This window comes from Peribacillus sp. Bi134 (genome assembly GCF_918698065.1).
Lineage (GTDB): Bacteria > Bacillota > Bacilli > Bacillales > DSM-1321 > Peribacillus.
On record NZ_CAKKLN010000008.1, the window covers coordinates 223,614 to 246,932 of the forward strand.

Sequence of the window (23,319 nt, forward strand, 5' to 3'; positions counted from 1 at the left end):
TTAAGAAAATTCATTTTATTAGATTAAATTATAAGGAGGAATACGCCATGCAATCCTATATCAATCAGCCAGATGGAGTCTTTCCCTCTGTTTGCTCTCTTGACTGTCCTGATCAATGCGGTTTACTGCTGCACAAAAAAGATGGGAAAATCATTAAAGTTCAAGGAGACCCTGATCATCCAGTCACAAAAGGGAATATTTGCAACAAAGTCCGCAACATGACTGCCCGTCTATATGACCCAAATCGCTTAAAACAGCCATTAAAGCGCATCGGTCAGAAAGGAGAAGGGAAATTCGCTCCAATCAGCTGGGAAGAGGCCATTGACACAATCACTTCCAAATGGAAAGACCTGATCGATATGCATGGTCCGGAAAACATACTTCCCTACAGCTTTTACGGAAACATGGGCAACCTTAGCGCTGAAGGAATGGATCGCCGTTTTTTCCACAGGCTCGGTGCAAGCATGCTTGAACGCTCCATTTGTAACGCGGCCGGCTCAGTCGGATACAGCTATACAATGGGTGGTTCATTCGGCACCGACCCAGAAGAAACGATTCATACAAAACTTTTCATCATGTGGGGCATTAACGCTGTGAGCACAAATATGCACCAAGTAACGCTTGCCCAGCAAGCCCGAAAAAACGGGGCCAAAGTAGTTGTCATTGACGTACATAAAAACCAAACAGGCAAGTGGGCGGATTGGTTCATTCCCATTCTGCCTGGTACAGATAGTGCGCTCGCCCTCGGATTAATGCATATCCTATATGCCGAGAATCTAGTCGACCAGGCCTTTCTCGATGAATACACAGTGGGTGCTGCTGAATTGCGCGAACACGTCCGCCAATATGACCCTGCGACGGTCTCCGCGATCACTGGAGTTCCAATTGATGACTTATATGAATTAGCCAGGATGTACGGCACGACCAGTCCATCATTCGTCCGGATAGGCAATGGCCTGCAGCACCATGACAATGGAGGCATGGCAGTACGCACCATTGCCTGCCTGCCTGCCCTTACCGGCCAATGGATGGCGGAAGGCGGCGGAGCCATCAAAGGGAATTCAGGATATCTCGCGTTTAATACAAATGCCTTAAGACGTCCGGATTTATTGCAAAATAAAGCTACCCGGACCATTAATATGAACCAAATCGGGCAAGCTCTTCTGGAAAAAGAAAACCCGATTCGCTCCATGTTTGTTTACGGCTCCAACCCAGCACTTGTCGCTCCAAATGCAAATAAGGTACAGGAGGGTCTAATGCGGGAAGATCTATTCACAGTGGTCCATGATCTATTCTTAACCGAAACGGCCATGTTTGCCGACATCGTCCTTCCTGCCACGTCATCTTATGAAACGGAGGATTTTTATAATTCATACTGGCATAATTACGTCCAAATACAAAAACCTGTAGTCGAAAAATATGGCGAATCTAAATCGAATGTTGAATTGTTCAAACTGTTGGCTGTTGGAATGGGATTTGAGGAACAAGCATTTAGAGATTCAGAGGAAGATATGATACGGCAGGCGCTGGATTTTCCCGACAACCCGCATTTGGAAGGCATCACCTATGACTCCCTTTCGAGGAATCAATTTCTCAAAGCCAAAATGCGGCCGATGTTCCCAGGCAAACTCCCGACACCAAGCGGTAAAATCGAACTTTATTCCGAAAGGATGAAGCGGGATGGATACGAGCCTTTGCCAACATATACACCCATCATTAAAGACAGCGACCTGCCATTTTTATTCATACCGGCACCTAATCACAATTTCTTGAATTCAACCTTTTCAAATAATGCCAAACATATCTCCATGGAAAAGGAACCAAAACTGCACATGAATGCCGCTGATGCCAAAACAATGGGGATAGCACCCGGAGATATCGTTAAAATCTGGAACGATCGCGGTGAATGTTTGCTTACCGCTGCTCCTGGAGAAAATGTGTTACCAGGCGTTCTTGTCAGCCAAGGCTTGTGGCAGAATACGCCCGAAACAAAGCAACACATTAATTCCCTTACCCCAGATCGGCTCGCAGATATGGGGAATGGCGCCGTTTTCTTCTCAGGACGGGTGGACCTTGAAAAAGTCCAACAAAAGTAGATCAACCTTGAGCAATCTTTGAATATACCTGCGATTCTTTGAAATATATCTCCGATTTTCGGATTATATCTCCGATTTTCGGAGTTTTATCTCCGATTCCGGCATTTTATCTGCAATTTCGGAGTTTTATCTGCGATTCTCGGACTATTTCTCCGATTTTCGGAGTTTTATCTGCGATTCTCGGACTATTTCTCCGATTTTCGGAGTTTTATCTCCGATTCCGGCATTTTATCTGCAATTTCGGAGTTTTATCTGCGATTTCCCTGAATATATCTCCGATTTCAGAAATATATCTGCGATCCACAAAAAAGGCTGTTCCCTAAGGAACAGCCTTTTCGTCAAGCTATTTACTCTTCATCAAACCAGCCTGTTGGCTGGATATCCAAGTTGTTATTGATTTGCTTCACTTCCGTATAAGCTTCGTAACCGAAAGTTCCCAGTTCGCGTCCATTTCCGCTTTGCTTGAACCCTCCCCAAGGAGCTTCGTTATAAGTTGGGTGATATGAGTTAATCCAAGTGATGCCTGCACGCACTTTTTTAATGACACGGTATGCTTTTGCGATATCATTCGTGAACACCGCTCCCGCTAAGCCATATTTCGTATCATTGGCAAGTCGAAGAGCTTCCGCTTCATCCTTGAATTTTTGAACGACAAGCACCGGCCCAAAAATTTCTTCCTGCACAATCCGCATGTCCGGTGTCGTATCAACAAAAATAGTAGGTTCGACAAAGTAACCTTTATCCATGCCTTCTTCTTTAATTCGATTTCCACCGACGATTAATTTGGCACCTTCTTCTTTTCCGATTTGGATATACGATAATATTTTGTTCATATGGGCTTCTGAAACGATAGGTCCCATCTGGCTGTTTTCATCAGAACCTGAACCTACTTTGATCTTTTTCGCCTTCGCAGTAAGACTTGCAATGAACTGATCGTAAATGGACTCTTCCAACAACAAACGGGAGCCTGCTGAGCACACTTGTCCTTGATTACAGAAAATCCCATATAGAGCATAATCAACTGCAGTCTCAAAGTCAGAGTCCGCAAATACGATATTAGGCGATTTCCCGCCGAGCTCCAATGTCACTTTCTTTAGGTTACCCAGTGAAGCCTCCATGATCTTACGTCCTGTTGCCGTTCCTCCTGTAAAGGCTACTTTATCGATTTCCTCATGTTCGGCAATGGCTTGTCCGACAACTGGCCCCGCTCCCAAAACAAGGTTTGCGACACCCTTTGGCAATCCGACCTCATCCATGATTTCAAATAGTTTGACCGCTGTCACCGGAGTGATCTCAGATGGTTTGAATACAACGGAATTTCCTGCTGCAAGCGCCGGAGCCAGTTTCCAGGCTGACATCATTAGAGGGAAATTCCATGGGACGATCTGACCGCATACACCGATCGGTTCCCTTACGACCATCGCTTGCTGGCCGTCAGGAACTTCAAAAGTCTGACCTGTCGGTTTTGTAGCCAATCCTGCATAATATCTAAAACAGGCTGCTGAATCAGCGATATCATAACGAGCCTCACGCAATGGTTTCCCATTATCCAATGTTTCCAACGCAGCTAGTTCTTCAGCTTTTTCTTCTATTTTGTCGGCTATTTTGAATAAAATGCGAGCTCTTTCCACTGCAGGAGTTCCCCACCAACCACCTTCATAGAAAGCATATTTTGCTGCCTCGACCGCTGCATCCACATCTTCCTGTGTTCCTTCCGCAGCTTTGGCAATAACTTCCCCTGTAGCCGGATTCAATACATCCCTCTTCTCGCCTGAAGTCGAATTCACCCATTCCCCATTGATGAACATCTTTAAGTCCAGTGCTCCCGTTCCTTCTTTTTTCTTGTTATTTTGCAAAGTTTCCTGCATGTAATTTCCTCCTCGGTTTTAAGTTATCTACCTATATATTATATGAGCAAGATTCATGCCAGTTTGAAATATTAGGTAACTCACGGTTTTTTGCCCTTTCCTGTCTCATTTAAATTCAGTGGTGAATTACCTATTCATTTTTGCATAACTCATGGGCCAAACTCTTTCAAGATTCATAGAAAAAAGAGATGAGCAGCTGCTCACCTCTTTTCTGATTAATTCCGGTTAATAATGACCAATTTCATTTCCGTCATTTCTTCAATTGCATATTTCAGCCCCTCGCGGCCAGTTCCGCTTTTTTTGACTCCGCCATATGGCATGTTGTCGACACGGTAAGTTGGGATATCATTAATGATAACACCGCCGACTTCCAATTTTTCTGCGGCAGAAAGAGCCAGATTGATATTTTCTGTGTAAATCCCGGCCTGCAATCCGAATTCGGAATCATTGACCAAGTCAATCGCTTCCTCAACGGAAGAAACCTTATTGATCAAAACAATTGGAGCGAAGACTTCCTGACAAGATACCTTAAGCATTGCATCCACTTCCAGCAACACAGTTGGATGCAGGATATTTCCTTCAGATTTGCCTCCTGCTGCAACAATCGCACCGTGTTGTTTAGCTTCAGCGATCCAATCCAGGCTTCGCTGTACATCGCCAGCGCTGATCAATGCCGAAATATCCACCGATGGGTCCAAAGAATCTCCAAGTTTCAAGCCATTCGTTGCTTCTGTGAATTTTTTGACGAACTCATCATATACCTCTTCATGAACATATGCACGCTGTAAGGAAATACAGACCTGCCCTTGAAAAGCGAATGCTGCGGATACACAGCGTTGGATGATTTTATCGATATTGATCCCTTTATCAACGATGACAGCCGCATTCGAACCTAGTTCAAGACTCACTTTCTTTAACCCGGCCTTATTGCGGATCCCGATTCCGACAGCCGGACTTCCTGTAAACGAAATGCTCTTTACCCGTGAATCTGTGACTAATTTATCACCGATTACCGAGCCGCTTCCGGTAACTAAATTAAACGCACCTGCCGGCAAATCCGTTTCAGCTAATAGTTCAGCAAGGAATAGCGAAGATAGCGGTGTTTGGCTCGCAGGTTTCAGGACAAGTGTATTTCCGGCAGCAATCGCCGGGCCTACTTTATGGGCAACCAGGTTCATCGGAAAATTAAAAGGCGTAATCGCACCTACGACACCTAGAGGCTCACGGACTGTGTATCCTATTCTTCCTTCTCCGTCAGCTGTAGCATCCATCGTCAATGTTTCTCCATGAATCCGTTTTGCTTCCTCTGCTGCAAATTTATATGTGGCAATCGTCCGGGATACTTCAACCATTGCCGTTTTAATCGGTTTCGCTGCCTCTTTAGCAATTATTTCAGCTGCCTCATCTTTGCGGCTTTCCAAAAGGCTCGCAAGCTTTTCAAGTATGGCAGCACGTTTATGACTAGGTAAAGCTGCCATTGATTTTCTAGCTTGATAGGCTGATTCTATTGCCAACTCGACATCTTCAAGGCTTGCCGAAGGAATCTCCGCTAGAACTTCCCCGCTATAGGGAGACTTTAGTGTCGTGAATTTTTCAGCTTCTTGCCATTTACCATTAATGAATAATTTCTTTTTCAGCGTTTCAGTCATGACCATCACTTTCACCTCTTATAAAATTTCTTTTTCGACAGCAGTAAATGTCTCATCAAGGATTTCAATTATTCTTTCGACTTCCGATTTAGTAATGATTAAAGGCGGTGCGAATACGAGTGTATCTTGATCAAACGTAACAGACCGGCAAATCAAACCATTCTTAGCCGCTTCAGCAACCAGCCTTGGAGCAAGCTGAGTCTCAAAGCCTTCGCCTGTTTGTTTGTCCTTTACGATGGAGATGCCTCCAATTAATCCAAGTGCCCTGACATCACCAATAATCGGATGTTTGCTTTGAAGCTTCTTAAAGCCGGCAAGCAACTCTTCACCACGCTGTTTCGAGTTTTCTATCAGGTTTTCACGTTCAATTATTTCAATATTTTTCAAAGCAACCGCACAAGCCATAGGATGGCCACTGTATGTGTAGCCGTGTAAAAGCGTGCCTTTTGAAAGGGCAATGAAATCCTGATGCATCTTATCATTCAGGACGACCCCGCCTAACTGTGCATATCCGCTTGTCACACCTTTTGCAAAGCACATCATATCAGGTACAACACCAAAGTGTTCAATCCCAAAATAAGTCCCTGTTCTTCCGAAACCTGTAATGACTTCATCCGTCACCATTAAAATGCCGTATTCATTACAAATCTCCCTTACTTCTTTAAAATAGCCTTCAGGAGGAAGGTTCACGCCGCCGGCCCCTTGAATCGGTTCAGCGATAAATGCCGCAATCGTTTCCGGTCCTTCCTGTTCTATGACCTTACGCAACTCCTCAATGGAAGAACCGTCCACATGGTAAAAATCCGGTGCGATTGAATTCGTGAAGTCTCGGAACGGCTTCAGGCCAGTCGCACTTGTGGCTCCCATTGCCACTCCATGATAGGATTTCGAGCGGGAAATGATTTTTTGACGGTTAGGCTGCCCTTTCAAAAGCCAGTAATGTCGAGCAAGCTTGATTGCCGTATCATTCGACTCCGATCCACCTGAAGTGAAGAAAACTGCATTCAAATCCCCAGGAGCGATGGAAGCGATTTTGGCCGCTAAACGGATTGCCGGCTCATTGCTGAAAGTGGCGAAACTTGAGGTGAAAGCTAACTTCGCCATTTGTTCCTTTGCGACATCAGCCATCTCTTCTTGTCCATGTCCAATATTCACATTCCAAAGTGAAGCCATGCCATCAATGACAGTCCTACCCGTTACATCCGTAAGATATATTCCCTTTCCTTCCTTAAAGATGAAACTTGGACCATCTGCCTGCTGTTGCTCAATTGACGTAGTCGGATGGATAAAATGCTTTTTATCCAAATCGATTAATTCCTGAATACCCGTAGTCTCTTTAATCATGTAAAAAACACCCTTCTCATGTATGGATTTTTTTCAAGCTAGTTTATTTTTTATATTTATATATATAGATATAGCAAGATGCATGCCAAATTATATGAGCCTTATATTAAAGGTATTCAAGTTAATATGATTCATAAGTGAATCATTAGGAGCGCGTGTTAATTCATACACAAATCATTTGATTCGAATTTGGATCACTCGACTCCCATTCATTAAATTAAATCTTAATTTACACAAATTTTTGAATCCCCCTCTTTATTTTCTAATTGATGTTACAAAACCTGACACACAATGTTGAATTTTCGGAAGATTTGTATTATTATCATGTTAATATTTTTTCATTCCTTTTGAACCGCTATGTTAATCTAAACGAAAGAAGTTGATATATATGCAGGTAGGATTTGAAATGTACCAAAAACAAACATTGAAATTGTCATTAACACCTGAATTACAGCAATCAATCAATATCCTTCAATATTCCTCCCATGAACTGAATGATTTCCTGAACCGACAGGCTTACGAAAATCCCGTTCTCGAAATTAGCTTTAAAGAACCCCTCGCATCATTTTCTGAATCTAGCATTCATACACATAAAATAAATTCTCAGATACGGTCCTATAAAAGTAAAAGTTTTAACGGAGACAATGATTACAACCCTATCAATAATTATTCAATCAACACAGAAACACTGGAAAGCCATTTACTGGAACAATTGAGTTTACTAAGTTCGTTGAAAGCATTTGAAAAGAGAATTCTCCAATTCTTGATTGGGAACTTAAATGAATATGGATTTCTTGAATTGGATGCCAATTGGGCTGCCTCTCATTTTTCCGTGTCCGTGGAAGAAATCGAAAATATGATTCAAGTATTGCAGTCCCTTGACCCCATTGGAGTCGGGGCTAAAGATCTGACCGACTGTTTACTCATTCAGCTGCGTGAGCATGAGGATTACAATGAATTGGCGTATAAGATCGTTAAAAAGCATTTAACGGATTTAGCAGAAAAACGCTACAGGAAAATTGCCGGTCTTTACCAGGTGACCGTTCAGGAAGTACAAGAGGCCTCGGATTTCATCCGTACGTTAAACCCGCGTCCAGTCAGTCACTTTTCCAATGATATGACTCATTACATAATTCCGGATGTTTACGTGGAAATAGATAAAGAAGGTTTTCTGATAACGGTCAACAATAGCTGCATGCCTAAACTTTCCATCAATCCTTTCTACAAGAACCACGTTGCTATGAATTCAGTTAATCCAGCTAAAGATTATATAAAGGGGCACATAAATGATGCCCAATTACTTTTAAAAGGGCTTGAGCAAAGGCAAATGACACTTTATAAAGTGACAGCATCAATCGTGGACGAACAGCGAGAGTTTTTCATGAAGGGAATTACTGGATTAAAACCTATGACACTGAAAGACATTTCGGAAAAACTTCAGCTTCATGAATCAACGATCAGCAGGGCGACGAGCAATAAATACATCCAGACGCCGCATGGCCTCTTTAAACTAAGGAACTTCTTTACTAGAGGGTTACACCGCGTGAACAGCCAAGCAACCGAATCAACGACCACCATCAAAGAAAAAATAAAGGTATTGATTGCCGATGAAGATAAGATAAGGCCTTTTTCAGATCAGAAACTTTGTCAAATATTCGAAAATGAAGGAACGAAGATCTCCCGCCGTACTATTGCAAAATACCGTGAAGATCTCGGTATACCGGGATCTTCAAAACGGCGCAGGTTTTAACTGAAAAAAAGACTCTTACAAAAGATGTATCTTTCGTAAGAGTCTTTTATGTCTTCATCACAACCAAAAAGCCCTGAACCAGAGCTTAATAAAAAGTTTTGGAATATTAATATATCGTTTTATTTATTACCCCATTTATCCTCGAAAATAAGTTCATCCATCGGCCTTCTTTTTTCCCAATTAGCAAGTTCAAGAATGGGCTTATCCGGATATTGATCCGTATAGCCAATCGACAGGAGTGCAACGGGTTCTACATGCGGCGGAATCTCCAAAATATCACGAATATCATTTTTCTTATAAAAGCTTACCCACCCCATTGCCAATCCTTCCGCACAGGCAGCCAGCCACATATTTTGAATTGCGCAGGCTGTGGATAGAATATCGGTTTCCGGAATGGAGTTCCTCCCTAAAACATGGGAGCCGCCCCGTGTCGGGTCGCATGTAACACAAATGGTGTATGGTGCTTCTTTTAACCCTTCCACTTTCAAACTAAGAAACTTATTTTCTTTACCTCCTTCATAATGAATAGCGAGTGCCCTTCTTTCTTTATCCGCTGCCCATGCCAAACTGTTCTTGGTTTCCTGAGAAGAAATCACGATGAAACTCCAAGGTTGCATGAATCCTACAGACGGCGCATGATGTGCAGCATCCAAAATTCTCCGGAGTATATCCTTTGCAATTGGCTTTGGCAAAAAACTCCTGATATCCCTACGGTTATAAATGGCTTTATATACGGCAGCTTGTTCTTCATTAGTAAACATAGTTTCCCCCCTGTTTCCGGCTCCCCAGAAATTTATCTAAACATACAATCTATTTTATAGGTAAACCCTTACAATTAAAATATCCCCGGATTCATCTCGTTCCGTCCACAACAAGATTCGCTCTTTCTTGAGGCCATTGCGCACCCACATAGAGATCTTCATGAACCATCCAATTATCCTCCCACATTTGACGCGCATCTTCACCATCCCGCTCAAGGCCACGTTTCAAACGCTGATCACGTGGACATTCCACCCAAATCGTGAAATCATGGTACCCTGCCAATTCTTTACGGATAGAATACGTTCCTTCTATTATGACAAAGCCCCCAGCAGGAACCTCATGCCATTCGGCCATAGTGTCCGTTTCCCAATCATACCTTTGATACCTTCCTTCCCCTCCCTCCGTAAGCGGTTTCAGGATTTGGTTACAAACACGTTCCCAATCATAATCCGCTCCAATCGGCTTTTGGGATGGAGGCAGTTGAACCCTATCCGATGATGGCAAATAAAAGTCATCCATATGTACGACCGCGCTGCCCGGACATTCTGCTTGGATACGGGCAGCGAGTGTACTTTTTCCAGACCCGCCCCGGCCATCTATGGCCAATATATAGAGAGATCGTTCTTTGGAAATTTCGTGAATTTTGGTTATAAGACTGCTAATCGTATACGGTCCATTAAGTGTTGGAAAGTTCATAAGCATTCCCCCTATACTACTTATTTCTATTCATCCTCCCTTAAATTCCTTCCTTGAGAGGATAAAATGAAAAAACTAAGATGAAGGTACTGTTATTAGTTTCAAACAAAAAATAGATTTGGTCCATCACTAAAAAAACGTTTAAGGATCTTCGAATAAAAGTAAGCTGGACAGGGTATACTCCTCTTGGATTACAGGCGTTTCACTAACAGTCATGGTAACTATATAAAAATGCTTAGGTTGATGCCGACCTTTTTCTCGCATATCCTGAACTTCAACTTAGCTTTCCATGGATATTAATGGCCACTTTCCAATAGGTTTTCCTGTTCTGCGAGCATTACGGCTATCTTATCCTGAATTGCCGTAATGCCTTTTTCTTCTACAAAATTATTCAAGATGATTGAAAATATGATTTTTTCCCCTCTTTTGGTCGTCACATAACCTGATAAGGAGCTCGTTCCTGAAATCGTCCCTGTTTTCGCACGAACATTCCCGGCTGCAAGTGTCCCTTTCATCCTCTTTCTAAGCGTACCGCCCACCATCCGATTTTCGTTGCCTGCAATCGGTAGAGCATTCAAGTAAGCAGGAAACCACGTTTTTTCCTGAACGGCATACAGCAGCTTCGTTATTTCATTCGCTGGAATCATATTGACTTGGGAAATTCCAGATCCATCACGCATCATGATCGTTTGCATATCGAGACCCATACTCTTCAGCTGATTTTGAGTAACCTTCAAACCATCCTTCCAGCTTCCCTCCCCTTCTGCCTCTTTGCCCATTTCCTTTACCAAAACCTCGGCATGGCTGTTATTGCTCAATTTCATGAAAGGAATAAGCAGCTGTGAAAGCGGCATGGACTGATGAGTAGCAATCATGTCCGCTCCTACTGGCGTTTTCCCTTTTTTCCTTTTTCCCAACACTTTAATTCCATGTTTCTTCATTGATTTTTCAAATAGGCTCAGCGCATATTCTGTGGGATCTTCCACAGAAATCCACTCTTTGGTCACACCGGAATGCTCCGGAATGGTACCGGTCACCGTAATGACTTGTGTGCCATGAGACCGTTCAACTTCAATTTTGTTATTAGCGTCAGCCGATACAGTTTTCGTTTTGTTGATGACCTTCACGTAATCGGTTTCAGGCTCCAGCTTCACCGTTGCCCTCTTCCCAGCCTTTTCCGCTGGGGTCATTTCCACGATGATGGTACCGGTATCGTAATCTTCATTCGGGGAAGCCGTTAAAGCCGAAACGGCTGCACCGTAATATTCCTGTTCATCGCTCCAAACTAAGTCTTGGGAATAACGAACATCATCATACCAAGAATCATCGCCTATAAGATCCCCGTGAACGAACTTAACTTGCCTGTGCTTCAGTGAAGCTGCCAGCTCATCAAAATCCTTTTCCAATAATGTGGGATCTCCTTTTCCCTTCAGATATACATTGCCCTGCAGAACATGGCCAACCTGCACTCCTTTTATGTATAGTTCCGTTTGAAAAACATGATCTTCCCCTAAAGTTTCCAGCGCAGCTGCTGCAGTCAAAAGCTTAAGGTTCGAAGCAGGCCGCAATCTCGTTTGCGACCCCCGTTCATAAATCACTTCCCCCGTTTCAGCTGAACGGATGGAAATTCCCGTCAACGCCCCATCCAGTCCTGGCGAATGCTCCAATATTCGTTGAATTTCCTGCCCTAGGTTTCCATCATCATTCGCAGCCTGCATCGATTCTCCATTAAAAAAACAAATCAAAAACAGGAAGAATATAAAACTCAACTTCCTTTTATACGTCAAACCTATCACTCCCACTCTAGAAACTCACCACTTCTATCTTGTCCATTTTTCGATCATATAAAAAGAAAAGATCCACTAGAAAACTCCTTATTTATACATACTCGGGAAACTGCAGGATTATTCGGCCGCCACTCCATGGTATGCGGCTGCCAATTTCTATACATGTACCTATAATAGGGAACTTTTTTGCAAGATAATCCGTATAAGTATAAAGACATAGTAAGGAGTGAATATATGTATTCCAAGATACAGCCACCAACGAAGAAAATATCCAAAGAATCAGTGAAGGTGTGGCGGATGACCGAAGCCATTACCAATCTCATTATCCTCGCCGTCCTTGGCTTCCTATTATTTGTTGATGATTATTTCACTTGGAAAGAATGGATTGGATGGATTTTAAACGGACTTATCGTATTATCTTTTTTCCATGCTATCTGGTCCATCTTCATTGAACCGATACTGTTGCAAAAGTATTGGCGTTACGACGTGAACGAAGAATTCATTCAAACAAAACGTGGAGCCTGGAGTGAAACGCATGAACTCATTCCGATGACGAAGGTTCAATCCGTCAAATTGAACCAAGGACCGTTTTTGCGAAAATACAACCTTTATTCCCTAAGCATCGGAACAATGGGCGACTCTCATGACATACCAGCCATCCCCGAGAAGGAAGCGTATGAATTACGAGATAAAATTGCCCATTTCGCAAAAATTAAGGAAGTGGATTAATGATGGAAGAACAAGCAAAACGATTACACCCTATCAAAATCCCTTTCGAATTTTGGAAATTGCTGAAAGGAAATGTATTTTTCATAATCATGCTTTATGTCTTGAATTTCGGTTCTGAAAAGATGTATATGAAGGTACTCCAAATCGGCTTTCTAGTTTATCTGGTTTGGAAAGTCATTTCTGTCATCCTTAAATGGTATACATACAAATACCAAATCAAAGAAGGTACCTTATATATTACTTCAGGGCTTGTCTCAAAATCGTATCGAACTGTCCCGCTTCATAAGGTTCAGAATGTCCAGCAACGCACGACGTTATTTCATAAGATTTTCAGATTGACCTCTTTAACATTCGAAACAGGGATGACAGGTGATCAGGGTAGTGTACCTTTCGAGATGATTTCCCGAAAAGAGGCCGAACGGCTTGAGGGGGAATATGCTTCAAAACAGGAACTTCCGGTTAACGAAGCGGATATTCCCGAAGAACGAATTGCTGAGGATATGGAACCAGCCAATGAAAAAACGATTCATTTCACGCCAAGCAAACAAGATGTGCTGAAAGCTTCCTTTACATCACTCAGCTTCCTGGCTCTTATCCCGATATTGGCTACGTTATATAATACACTCGATGATTTTATCGATTTGGAGAATGCCGAAGGGTTTCTTGCCAAGTTATTGGATTCATGGTGGATCATTACCATCGTTTTTGCAGGCCTCATATGTGTCGCCGTTGCCTTCGGAATCGTTTCCACATTCGTTAAATATGGAAAATATGAAATTTCATCCAATCATGAGCGCATATATATCAAGAAAGGCGTACTGGACGAATCTGCTTTTTCCATTCGGAAAGAAAAAGTACAAGCAGTCGAAATCACCCAATCAATCATTAAAAGATTGCTAGGGTTGGCAGAAGTGAAACTGATCAGTGCAGGAAGCACCGGTGATGAAGAGCTGGAAACGAACACCCTCTATCCTTTTTTATCAATTGAACGGGCATATGGGATGGTAGAAGAGATTTTACCCGCTTATAAAGTGGAACGGTCAATGAAGTCACTATCGAAACAGGCCTTCAAAATCCGAATGCTGCGGCCCAGCTTTTTCTGGATTCTCACAACATTGGCAATCTATTATTTCAACGTCTCCCTATGGTATATCTCACTGATTCTACTCGTTCTCATTTATACATTGAGAATAATGGATTACAAAAATAGCCGTTACTTGTTAAATGATGAGTTCATTCAGTTCAAAGCCGGAAGTTTGGAAACATCACTATTCATAACCAAAAGGAGCAAGGTCATTCAAATTGAGGTGGAACGTTCGAAGCTGCAAAAGCTTTTCGGGCTTGCCACAATTGAAACGATCAACCGCTCCAAGCCTGTACACCATACAAAGCTCCAAGATGTATCAGTTGAATACGCAGACGAGTTTTACACATGGTATATGGACAGGACAAAAAATATCCAAGTCGAATAGTAATCATTGAAATGAAAGAGTTGACGACAGCAGTCAACTCTTTTTTTATCCTCTATATCCCACTCCCTTCCCACCATTGCACTTCATGACAAAATTAATATTGGAATTTTCTAACTTAATCACTTCAAAAACGCGAAAGAAGACCGAAATATCAAATAGAAGCCAAAATTAATTAGAAGTTTATAAGAAGGAGGTTTTTCCAAATGAGAAGACTGACAGACTGGTATTTTAATTCACTAAAAAAACAAATATTGATTCCCTTTTTAGCTTTGATCATGATAAGCGGAATGGCCATTTCCTACATGAGCTATAAAAATAGTATCGAGTTGACGACCCAGGAACTTACCGGAACGACGGAAGAACAAGTCAAGTCAATGAACGATTCTTTCGAGACCTTCTTTCAAAAAACGGAAAATCAATTGGATAGAATCAGTAAATATCCTATCATGATTTCTTATGATAAGAACCTCGAATCCATAATGGATGAATTTTCTTATACGCAAACCAGTAACTCTGAAATAAATGGTATATATCTCGGCACAGAGAAGGATGGAAAAGCATTTATATTCCCAGAAACTGAATTGCCGGCTGACTACGACCCAAGACAGAGGGATTGGTATCAATCCGCATTAAAACAAAAAGACAAGACCATTTGGACGGAACCTTATACCGATCAGGCTACGAATGAGCTTGTCATTACGGCAGCAAAAGCCATATATGATGATCGTGATGAATTAATAGGCGTGCTCGGTGTCGACATCTCGATCGATACATTGATCACGATGGTCAATAAAACGAAATTCGGCGAAACGGGCTATACAGTTTTGCTAGATCAGAAAGGGTCATTCGTTACACATCCAGACAAGGAAAAAATTCAACAGGATATATCAAAGGAAAATATTTTCAAAAAAATGAAAGGTGAATCCGGATCAATGATCGAGGAATTTGAAGGGCAAAGCCGGATCGTCGGATACGCCACAAATCCTACCACTGGATGGAGAATAGCAGGGGTAATGGAGGAAAATGAAGTGAAAGTCCGGGCAAGCCCGATGATAATCGATAATATCATCACACTTTTGATTGTCTTTACCGTCACTGCACTATCTGCCATCTTCATCACCCGTTCTTTAACAAATCCCATTAAAAAGCTGCAGGAATCCATAAGAAAAATGGCTAACGGCGATTTCACCTCCAGGAATTCCATTTCCAGAAAAGATGAGATAGGCCAACTTGCAGAAGACACCAGCTTAATGACGAGGAATATGAGTCATATGTTAGGAGTTGTCAAAAACCTTTCCGATAAAGTATCGGATTCCTCCATGACGCTAGTGGCTAGTGCCGATGAAAATTCAGCGGCAGCTAACGAGGTGGCCATGACGATGGAACAAATAGCAACCGGTGCCATAGACCAAATCGAGGTCGGGCAGAATAACGAAATGGCCGTAAAGCTATTGGCTGACAAAATCAATGATCTTGAGGCGCAAACGGGCAAAATGGCCACGGAATCCGAAAATATGTTCAAGGCTTCCGAAAACGGAATCACTCAAGTACAAGGCCTGAAACAACAATTCAATGAAACGTCCCTGATATCCAATAAGATGAGTACGGCAGTCAAATCATTGGATGCACGATCCAATGATATTAGTGTGATCGTAAAAACCATAAGCGGGATTGCAGGACAAACGAATTTACTCGCCCTGAATGCTGCCATCGAAGCAGCCAGGGCTGGTGAACACGGAAAAGGGTTTGCAGTCGTTGCCGATGAAGTGAAAAAATTGGCCGAACAGACGGAAAACTCACTGAAAGAAATCTCTCAAATCATTCAAGCCATGCAAACCGATACAACCAATACCGTTCATTTGATTGATCAAGTCAATCAAAAAATCCATCTTCAGGATACTTCTGTAACGGATACGGAAAATGCCTTCAGTCACATTGCATCCATCATCGCGAACACATTCAGCAATTTTGACGAAATCAAAAAGATGATGAACGATATGGTAAACGAGGTCACACGGATGGCGGGCAATGCAGAAAAATTAAATTCGATAAGTCAGGAAGCTGCAGCGGGAACTGAAGAAGTATCTGCTTCCGTGGAACAAACGAATGCTTCCATGGAACAATTAAATGCCCTGGCTAGTGAATTGGATGCCCTATCCCAGGAAATGCACAAAGAAATAAAGAAATTCACATTCTAATCAAAAAAAGGACGGGCCCTAAGGGATCCGTCCTTTTTTAACTTACGACCTATAGAGTTCTTCTACCGTTCGTTAGCGTTTCATCGGTTTCCGTTATTCCTGAGTAAGAAGAACTGGATTTTCTCGCATCCGAATCGACTAACACAAGCAGCTTGCCACTCTTTACATCCGCTTCATAACGATTCGCCTCGTCTTCAGGTATGCCCATACCGATTAATGTACCGGCCAATCCTCCTGTACCAGCACCTACAGCCGCTCCGGCTAATGTTGCAGCAAGCGGTCCAGCTGCCAGTACCGGTCCGATTCCCGGAATCGCCAACGCTCCCACACCAGCTAATAATCCGGCAGCACCGCCCAAAATACCTCCGGTCGCCGCACCTGCTGCGAGCCCCTCCTCAACTTTGGTACCCGTTTCTTCATTCACTGCATTTAACTCTTCTTTATCTTTAGCTACCACTGAAATATCTTCACGATTATATCCTTGGGCCTGTAATGACTCAACAGCCTTTATGGCTTCTTCTCCAGTTTCATATACACCAATTATACGTTTATCCATATCTATCATCCTCCTTAAAGAATGTAAATTGTCGCTCCCCCTTTACATACCCCAGATGATGAAAGTGCTAAACGTTAATTAACAGGAAAAAAATTTTGAGTTAACCCTTTCTCAGAAAGGGTATATATAATCATAGTATGCATATTTTTAGGAGGTTTTCTTTTTGCTCATCGAGTTACTTAAAGATTTAGTATCTATCGACAGTTCATCGAAAGAAGGAGCTAACCAAGCAGTTGATTACTGTGCGGACTGGCTTAAAGATCAAGGACTTACCGTGAATGTGATCGTAAATAACGGTTATAAGATGCTTGTAAGCGAGATTGGCAGCGGAGATAAAACCCTAATTTGGAATGGCCATGTCGATGTTGTCAGCGGAACGCCGGATCAGTTTTTCCCTGAGATTCATGAAGGAAACTTATATGGACGAGGGACAGCCGATATGAAAGCTGGAGTTGCAGGGATGATGTGTGCATTTACCGAACTGAAGGATAAGGACTTAGGTTTGAAAATCCAGCTTCAGATCGTATCGGATGAAGAGATTGGCGGGTTGAACTGTTCCGGATATTTAGCGAAACATGGTTATAGAGGGGACTTTGTGATTTGTGCTGAACCGACGCAATTGGGTATCGGGCTCCAGGCAAAGGGTGCCCTTCGAATCGATATTGAAGTATCCGGCAAATCCGCACACGGAAGCCGGCCATGGGAAGGCGTGAATGCAATTGAAAAGGCCTATGATCTTTATCAAAAAATAAAGGAACTTCCTTTCACCCGGGATCATACTCCCCTTTACGCTTCACCTTCACTTAACCTAGCAAAAATAAAAGGTGGGGAGGTCTATAATAAGGTACCGGATGCCTGTTTGCTAAGTCTTGATATTCGCTATCTTCCTACGCAAACAATGGAAGATATCATTGCTCAGATCGAAAGTGTGACAGGAAATAATGTCCACCTTAATATGTACAGTAAACCTGTAAAAACCGAAGAGTCAGACCCATTCATCACTCTGCTCCGTCCGATTATCGAAAGAAACACCAAGCAAGACGCTGTCATTTTTGGACAACATGGCTCCGCAGATACCGTCTTTTTTGCGGCATATGATATCCCAGCGATTGAATTCGGACCAAAAGGTGAGAACTGGCACGGAGATAGGGAATGCGTCAATCTTGAATCGGTAGCAGTCTATCAAAAAATGCTTGTCGATTTCGCTTCTGAATTTGTTTTACATTAATCCAAATCATGAAAAAAGCCGGCATCACATAGATGTCGGCTTTTTTCATGTTCCGCATATCCTCTCCTACTAAAATAAAGAGCATTCAATCGTCTATTATTACGTTGTTTTTTTACAAAATATACAGGACTTTAAAACCAGGGATTACACGTCCATATATTACCTCATTAAACAGGATACGCCATTACATCAACACTATTTAACAAAAATACGCTTATACTGACATAATAAATAATATATTTACATTTCTTAGATAAGTACTTTTGACCTAGTTTATATTACATTTATTTATCAAGGGAAACCTTTTTGTAACACAATTACTATTCCACCGAAACATTATTGTCATAAAGACCTGTTATTCTAAGTCTACGATTTAAAACAAAGGAGACTATTCATTTTGAAAAAAATACTACTTCCACTATTCACTGCTTTCTTTTTGGTATTTAGTTTTTCCGGAGTTTCATCGGCTGCTACTACTACATACAAAGTTAAAAGCGGCGACACACTATGGGGTATCGCCAATAAACATAATATAACAGTCAATCAACTCAAAAGTTGGAACAACCTGAAAAAAGATAACATCCATCCAAAACAAGTTTTAAAGGTCAAGAAAACATCGACCGCAGCTAAACCTAAAGCTAAAACATCATCATCATCAAAAAAATATAAAACGATCACGGTGAAGGCAACAGCATACACAGCAAACTGCAAAGGCTGCAGCGGGATTACAGCATCGGGTCTTAACTTAAAGAAAAACCCTAACGTAAAAGCAATCTCAGTCGACCCTAAAGTCATTCCACTTGGAACAAAAGTTCATGTAGAAGGATACGGGGATGCCATTGCTGCAGATAAAGGCGGCGCAATCAAAGGTAATAAAATTGACGTCTTCTACTCTTCTCACTCAAAAGCTATCAATTGGGGCAGAAAAACCGTTAAAGTAAAAATCTATAAATAATGATAAACACCAGCCTGAAACCTTTCAGGCTGTTTTTTTGTTTTTCCCATTCTTGCAAACAACTAAACAACCAGTTACCGTCAAACGGAAAACATTTACCGAAAATTCAGTCAATGTTATGATTAGTACATCTTAATCAAAAGAGAGGTGTGCGCTTTGAATATTGTCATTATAGGGGCCGGGGCACTCGGCTCCTACTTTGGGGGCAGGTTGCAGCAGGCCGGGCAGGATGTTCAATACCTTGTCCGAAAAAACCGCGCTAAACAATTGAAGGAAAACGGGATCAGCTTAACCAGTCCACATGGAAACTACCAATTCACCGACCTTCATATCACAGAGAATGTAAATGATATAGAAAAGGTCGATCTTGTGATTCTCGCTGTAAAAGGCCAGCATCTGCAAGGCACTCTTACAGATTTAAAGGTGCTTGTTGAAAGGGGCGCAAAGGTCCTCCCGCTTTTGAACGGGTTGGAACATGTATCCATTTTACAGGACGAACTGGGCGAAGAAGCCGTCTTGGGAGGAAGCGCCTTCATCATAGCAACCCTTGATGAAAAAGGTCATGTCATTCACTCCAATGAAAATCACGATTTAATCTATGGCCCGCTTCATCCGTCACAAAAAAAAGTTTGTGATGAATTCGAACAGGCTACCGGATCAGCTATCATGAAGGCAAGCAGAACGGAAAATATATTGATCAGGATGTGGATCAAATATATGTTCATCACCGCTTTTTCCGGTGTGACAACTGCATCTAACCTCCCTATCGGCACGATACGGAGATTCCCGGAAACCAATGGATTGCTAGAAAAGGTCCTTATTGAAATGAAGGAGCTTGCAAATGCTTATGACGTCAGTATTACTGTGGAGAATATTGCTCAAGCGTTAGAAAACATGGCAGGTTTACCTGACGAATCCACCTCTTCCATGCACCAGGACCGCCGGAAGGGCCTAACCCTCGAAGTGGAACATTTACAGGGCGGTGCACTGCGCCTTGCCGAAAAGGCCGGTTTGAAACTTCCTGTGATCGGAACCCTATATGCACTCATAAAACCTTTTGAAAATTGATTTTCGCCAATACCGGTGCTCCACCGGTATTTTTTTTTGCAGCTTAGTAATCTATCTATATCCTAATGGCACTTTTAATTCCTCTTCTTCCCTTCAGTTATTAAAAATCCCCAAGACCAAAAAGAACAAAAAGAAAACAATATCACCAAAAGAATATTCTGATTCTTTCTTCTGTTACACTATTACCAAGTTAAGAAAGCGCTATCATATAATAAAGGAGAATGCACCTTGAAAATATTAAAAAATCTAACAGTTCAGGTCATCATCGGTATCATTCTGGGTATAACAGTCGGTTTCTTCTTCCCTGCTTTCGGTGAACAACTGAAGATATTAGCTGATTTATTTATTAAAATGATTAAAATGGTCATTGCACCAATCATCTTCTTAACCGTCGTAATCGGAATTGGCGGTATGGGTGATATGAAAAAGGTTGGCCGCATCGGCGGAAAGGCCCTGCTCTATTTTGAAATCGTTACCACTTTCGCACTTGCCATCGGTATCATCGTAGTCAATCTGCTGGGACCTGGTAAAGGCTTTAACATCGATTCAGTCGAGGGCGGAGATGTATCACAATATACAACAGCCGCTTCCGAAACGGAACATGGAGCCGTTGCTTTCATTTCTAATATCATTCCTGATAATGCCGTTGCAGCACTGGCCGGCGGAGACTTACTCCCTATTCTATTCTTTGCCGTATTATTCGGATTATCAATGGCGGCAATGGGACCGAAAGTGCAGCCAGTCGTTTCTTTCTTTCAGCATATTGCCGACATTTTCTTCGGCATCGTAGGTATGATCATGAAAGTTTCTCCATTGGCCGCATTTGGAGCAATGGCTTATACAATCGGTAAGTTTGGCCTTGGTTCTTTAACCTCGTTAGGACAATTAATGGGCAGCGTATATATCACAATGGCACTATTCATCATACTAATCCTTGGCTCGATCGCAAAGATGTACGGCTTTAATATTTTCAAGTTCATTGCCTATATAAAAGAAGAGATCCTCTTAGTTTTAGGAACATCTTCGTCGGAATCCGCCCTGCCAAGCGTGATGAAAAAACTCGAAAAATACGGTTGCTCAAAATCGGTAGTCGGTTTGGTTGTCCCAACAGGTTATTCTTTCAACCTTGATGGCACATCCATCTACTTATCCATGGCTGCAATTTTCATCGCCCAAGCATATGGTGTCGATTTAAGCATCTGGCAGGAATTGACCCTTCTGGGAATCTTGATGTTAACATCCAAAGGTGCTGCTGGTGTAACGGGATCCGGTTTCATTACCCTTGCTGCAACATTAGCTGCCTTCCCAATGATTCCAGTTGAAGGAATGGCATTACTACTGGGAGTCGACCGCTTCATGTCTGAAGCACGTGCCATCACCAATCTAATCGGTAACAGTGTTGCTACAGTGGTCATTTCTAAATCAGAAGGTGAATTCAATCCAAACCAAGCCATCTCAGGTGATATGAATGAAGTGGCCGTCTCATCGGAAAAATAATCGAACACTAATGAAGAGGTGTGTAACTTGCACCTCTTTTTTGTATAGCTCCCTTTCTATCAATTAGCCAATTTTCTATAAATAGCCAATCAAATAAATTTCAGAATCAGTGAAAAGTGTTTATACTTTTATGTAACAGGTAAAAGTATAAAGTTAAAAGTTTTAGTAGTTTGATGGATTTAACCAAATTAGGAGGTTTTATCATGAAGGATTACGGATTATTTATTAACGGTGAGTGGTCGGATTTTGGATTGGATAAAATTGAAGTAAGAAACCCGGCAACGGATGAAATAGTTGCCACCGTTCCTAAAGGCGGTGCACCTGAAGCGGCGAAGGCTGCAGATGCCGCATATGAAGCCTTTACGGGCTGGGCTGCACTCTCAGTCTACGAACGCGCTGAACTGATTTGGAAATGGCATCGATTGATTGATGATAATAAAGAAGAATTGGCAAAAATCATGACTGAAGAGCAAGGCAAGCCCCTTAAAGAGGCTCTTGGTGAGATGACATATGCAAACGGCTTTTTATCTTGGTTTGCCGAAGAAGGAAAACGGGTGTACGGCGAAACGATTCCTGCTTCCGTGTCCAATAAGCGTCTTTTCGTGACTAAACAGCCTGTCGGAGTTGTAGCTGTCATTACGCCTTGGAACTTTCCTGCAGCCATGATTACAAGAAAAGTGGCACCAGCGCTTGCCGTCGGCTGCACAGTCGTCATTAAACCGGCAAACCTGACTCCAATAACAGCTTTAAAAATGGCTGAATTAGCTGAAGAAGCTGGCATTCCAAAAGGTGTCATCAATGTCGTGACAGGAAAATCATCAGAAATCGGTGAAACTTGGCTTCAAGATACGAGGGTTCGTAAATTGACGTTTACCGGTTCTACAGAAGTCGGCAAAACCCTTATGAGGGGCTCGGCTGACACAGTTAAGAAAATCTCGCTTGAACTCGGAGGTCACGCACCAGCAATCGTTCTTGAGGATGCCGACCTTAATAAAGCGGTTGATGGCATCATCAGTTCAAAATTCCGTAACGCAGGACAAACATGCGTCTGTTCAAATCGCATTTATGTCCACGAAGCCATACAAGAAGCCTTCATCGAAAAGCTCGTTGCCAAGGTAAAGGAACTAAAGGTAGGAAACGGACTGGAAGATGGCGTCGATATCGGTCCGCTTATCGATCAAAATGCAGTGGATAAGGTTCAAAAACAAATAGATGAAGCAATCAGCAGCGGGGCTAAGCTCGAAGCTGGCGGTAAATCAATAAGCGGCCTTTTTCTTGAACCAACCGTACTGTCCAACATTGATGACAGCATGCTCTGCATGAAGGAAGAAACATTTGGTCCACTAGCTCCTATAGCCTCCTTTAAGACTGACGAGGAGGCAATCAAGAGGGCAAATGACTCCATCTTCGGTTTGGCAGCTTACGTCTTCACTGAAAATATCACAAAGGGCATCAAATTCACCGAGGCACTTGAATTTGGAATTGTAGGCTTGAACGATGGACTTCCTTCCGTTCCGCAAGCTCCATTTGGCGGATTCAAGCAAAGCGGGCTCGGCCGTGAAGGCGGACACCAGGGCATCGAAGAATTCCTGGAAGTAAAATATATTTCCTTAGGTTTGTAACCTATTTATACGCACCGAAAACGGGCCGGACTCAATTGAGTC

17 protein-coding genes are annotated in these 23,319 nt (G+C 42.4%); 10 read left to right on the forward strand and 7 right to left on the reverse strand.

Annotation, left to right across the window (positions count from 1 at the left end):
- Positions 1–47 precede the first annotated feature (47 nt).
- A complete protein-coding gene (locus tag LQ188_RS19435; protein ID WP_230177865.1) occupies positions 48–2,096 on the forward strand; it encodes a molybdopterin oxidoreductase family protein in 2,049 nt (682 codons plus the stop codon).
- A 347-nt stretch (positions 2,097–2,443) separates the two neighbouring features.
- Here the strand turns inward: LQ188_RS19435 and LQ188_RS19440 are convergent, their stop codons facing one another.
- From LQ188_RS19440 to LQ188_RS19450, 3 genes are all read right to left on the reverse strand, one after another.
- The gene (locus tag LQ188_RS19440) at positions 2,444–3,964 is read right to left on the reverse strand and encodes an aldehyde dehydrogenase family protein (protein ID WP_230177866.1); all 1,521 of its coding nucleotides are present in this window, start codon (positions 3,962–3,964) and stop codon (positions 2,444–2,446) included.
- Positions 3,965–4,179: 215 nt separating this feature from the next.
- Entirely contained in the window at positions 4,180–5,619 is a 1,440-nt protein-coding gene (locus LQ188_RS19445; RefSeq protein WP_290370128.1) for an aldehyde dehydrogenase family protein, read from the reverse strand.
- 12 nt (positions 5,620–5,631) lie between these two features.
- Positions 5,632–6,957 (reverse strand): aspartate aminotransferase family protein, encoded by a 1,326-nt coding sequence (locus tag LQ188_RS19450; protein WP_101224905.1) that lies wholly within the window; start codon positions 6,955–6,957, stop codon positions 5,632–5,634.
- Between the two features lie 406 nt (positions 6,958–7,363).
- On the opposite strand from LQ188_RS19450, the gene rpoN reads away from it, so the two are divergent.
- Positions 7,364–8,707, forward strand: a complete 1,344-nt coding sequence (rpoN, locus tag LQ188_RS19455) for an RNA polymerase factor sigma-54 (RefSeq protein WP_230177868.1) — start codon at positions 7,364–7,366, stop codon at positions 8,705–8,707.
- 119 nt (positions 8,708–8,826) lie between these two features.
- On the opposite strand, the gene bluB is transcribed toward rpoN, so the two are convergent.
- The 3 genes from bluB to dacB all read right to left on the reverse strand — a co-directional run bounded on the left by bluB (position 8,827) and on the right by dacB (position 11,952).
- Complete coding sequence (bluB, locus tag LQ188_RS19460) at positions 8,827–9,468, reverse strand: 5,6-dimethylbenzimidazole synthase (protein WP_101224907.1); 642 nt, start codon at positions 9,466–9,468, stop codon at positions 8,827–8,829.
- A 91-nt stretch (positions 9,469–9,559) separates the two neighbouring features.
- On the reverse strand, positions 9,560–10,165 hold the full coding sequence (locus LQ188_RS19465) for a uridine kinase (RefSeq protein ID WP_230177870.1): 606 nt from the start codon (positions 10,163–10,165) through the stop codon (positions 9,560–9,562).
- Positions 10,166–10,461: 296 nt separating this feature from the next.
- Positions 10,462–11,952: a D-alanyl-D-alanine carboxypeptidase/D-alanyl-D-alanine-endopeptidase gene (gene dacB / locus LQ188_RS19470; RefSeq protein WP_230177872.1), complete on the reverse strand. Its 1,491-nt coding sequence runs from the start codon at positions 11,950–11,952 to the stop codon at positions 10,462–10,464.
- A 234-nt stretch (positions 11,953–12,186) separates the two neighbouring features.
- On the opposite strand from dacB, the gene LQ188_RS19475 reads away from it, so the two are divergent.
- From LQ188_RS19475 to LQ188_RS19485, 3 genes are all read left to right on the forward strand, one after another.
- Positions 12,187–12,681 (forward strand): PH domain-containing protein, encoded by a 495-nt coding sequence (locus LQ188_RS19475; RefSeq protein ID WP_101224909.1) that lies wholly within the window; start codon positions 12,187–12,189, stop codon positions 12,679–12,681.
- The gene (locus LQ188_RS19480; protein ID WP_230177875.1) at positions 12,681–14,153 is read left to right on the forward strand and encodes a PH domain-containing protein; all 1,473 of its coding nucleotides are present in this window, start codon (positions 12,681–12,683) and stop codon (positions 14,151–14,153) included. Before LQ188_RS19475 ends, LQ188_RS19480 begins: the two co-directional genes overlap by 1 nt.
- A gap of 203 nt (positions 14,154–14,356) precedes the next feature.
- Positions 14,357–16,351, forward strand: a complete 1,995-nt coding sequence (locus LQ188_RS19485) for a methyl-accepting chemotaxis protein (RefSeq protein WP_230177876.1) — start codon at positions 14,357–14,359, stop codon at positions 16,349–16,351.
- Positions 16,352–16,400: 49 nt separating this feature from the next.
- Here the strand turns inward: LQ188_RS19485 and LQ188_RS19490 are convergent, their stop codons facing one another.
- Positions 16,401–16,907 (reverse strand): general stress protein, encoded by a 507-nt coding sequence (locus tag LQ188_RS19490; RefSeq protein WP_048685038.1) that lies wholly within the window; start codon positions 16,905–16,907, stop codon positions 16,401–16,403.
- 163 nt (positions 16,908–17,070) lie between these two features.
- Between LQ188_RS19490 and LQ188_RS19495 the strand changes: the two genes are divergently transcribed.
- From LQ188_RS19495 to LQ188_RS19515, 5 genes are all read left to right on the forward strand, one after another.
- On the forward strand, positions 17,071–18,135 hold the full coding sequence (locus LQ188_RS19495) for a M20/M25/M40 family metallo-hydrolase (RefSeq protein ID WP_101224912.1): 1,065 nt from the start codon (positions 17,071–17,073) through the stop codon (positions 18,133–18,135).
- 397 nt (positions 18,136–18,532) lie between these two features.
- On the forward strand, positions 18,533–19,090 hold the full coding sequence (locus LQ188_RS19500; protein WP_101224913.1) for a 3D domain-containing protein: 558 nt from the start codon (positions 18,533–18,535) through the stop codon (positions 19,088–19,090).
- 156 nt (positions 19,091–19,246) lie between these two features.
- Positions 19,247–20,158: a 2-dehydropantoate 2-reductase gene (locus LQ188_RS19505; protein WP_101224914.1), complete on the forward strand. Its 912-nt coding sequence runs from the start codon at positions 19,247–19,249 to the stop codon at positions 20,156–20,158.
- A gap of 228 nt (positions 20,159–20,386) precedes the next feature.
- On the forward strand, positions 20,387–21,655 hold the full coding sequence (locus LQ188_RS19510) for a dicarboxylate/amino acid:cation symporter (RefSeq protein WP_230177878.1): 1,269 nt from the start codon (positions 20,387–20,389) through the stop codon (positions 21,653–21,655).
- Between the two features lie 203 nt (positions 21,656–21,858).
- Positions 21,859–23,277, forward strand: a complete 1,419-nt coding sequence (locus LQ188_RS19515) for an NAD-dependent succinate-semialdehyde dehydrogenase (protein WP_230177880.1) — start codon at positions 21,859–21,861, stop codon at positions 23,275–23,277.
- The last annotated feature ends 42 nt before the right edge of the window (positions 23,278–23,319 follow it).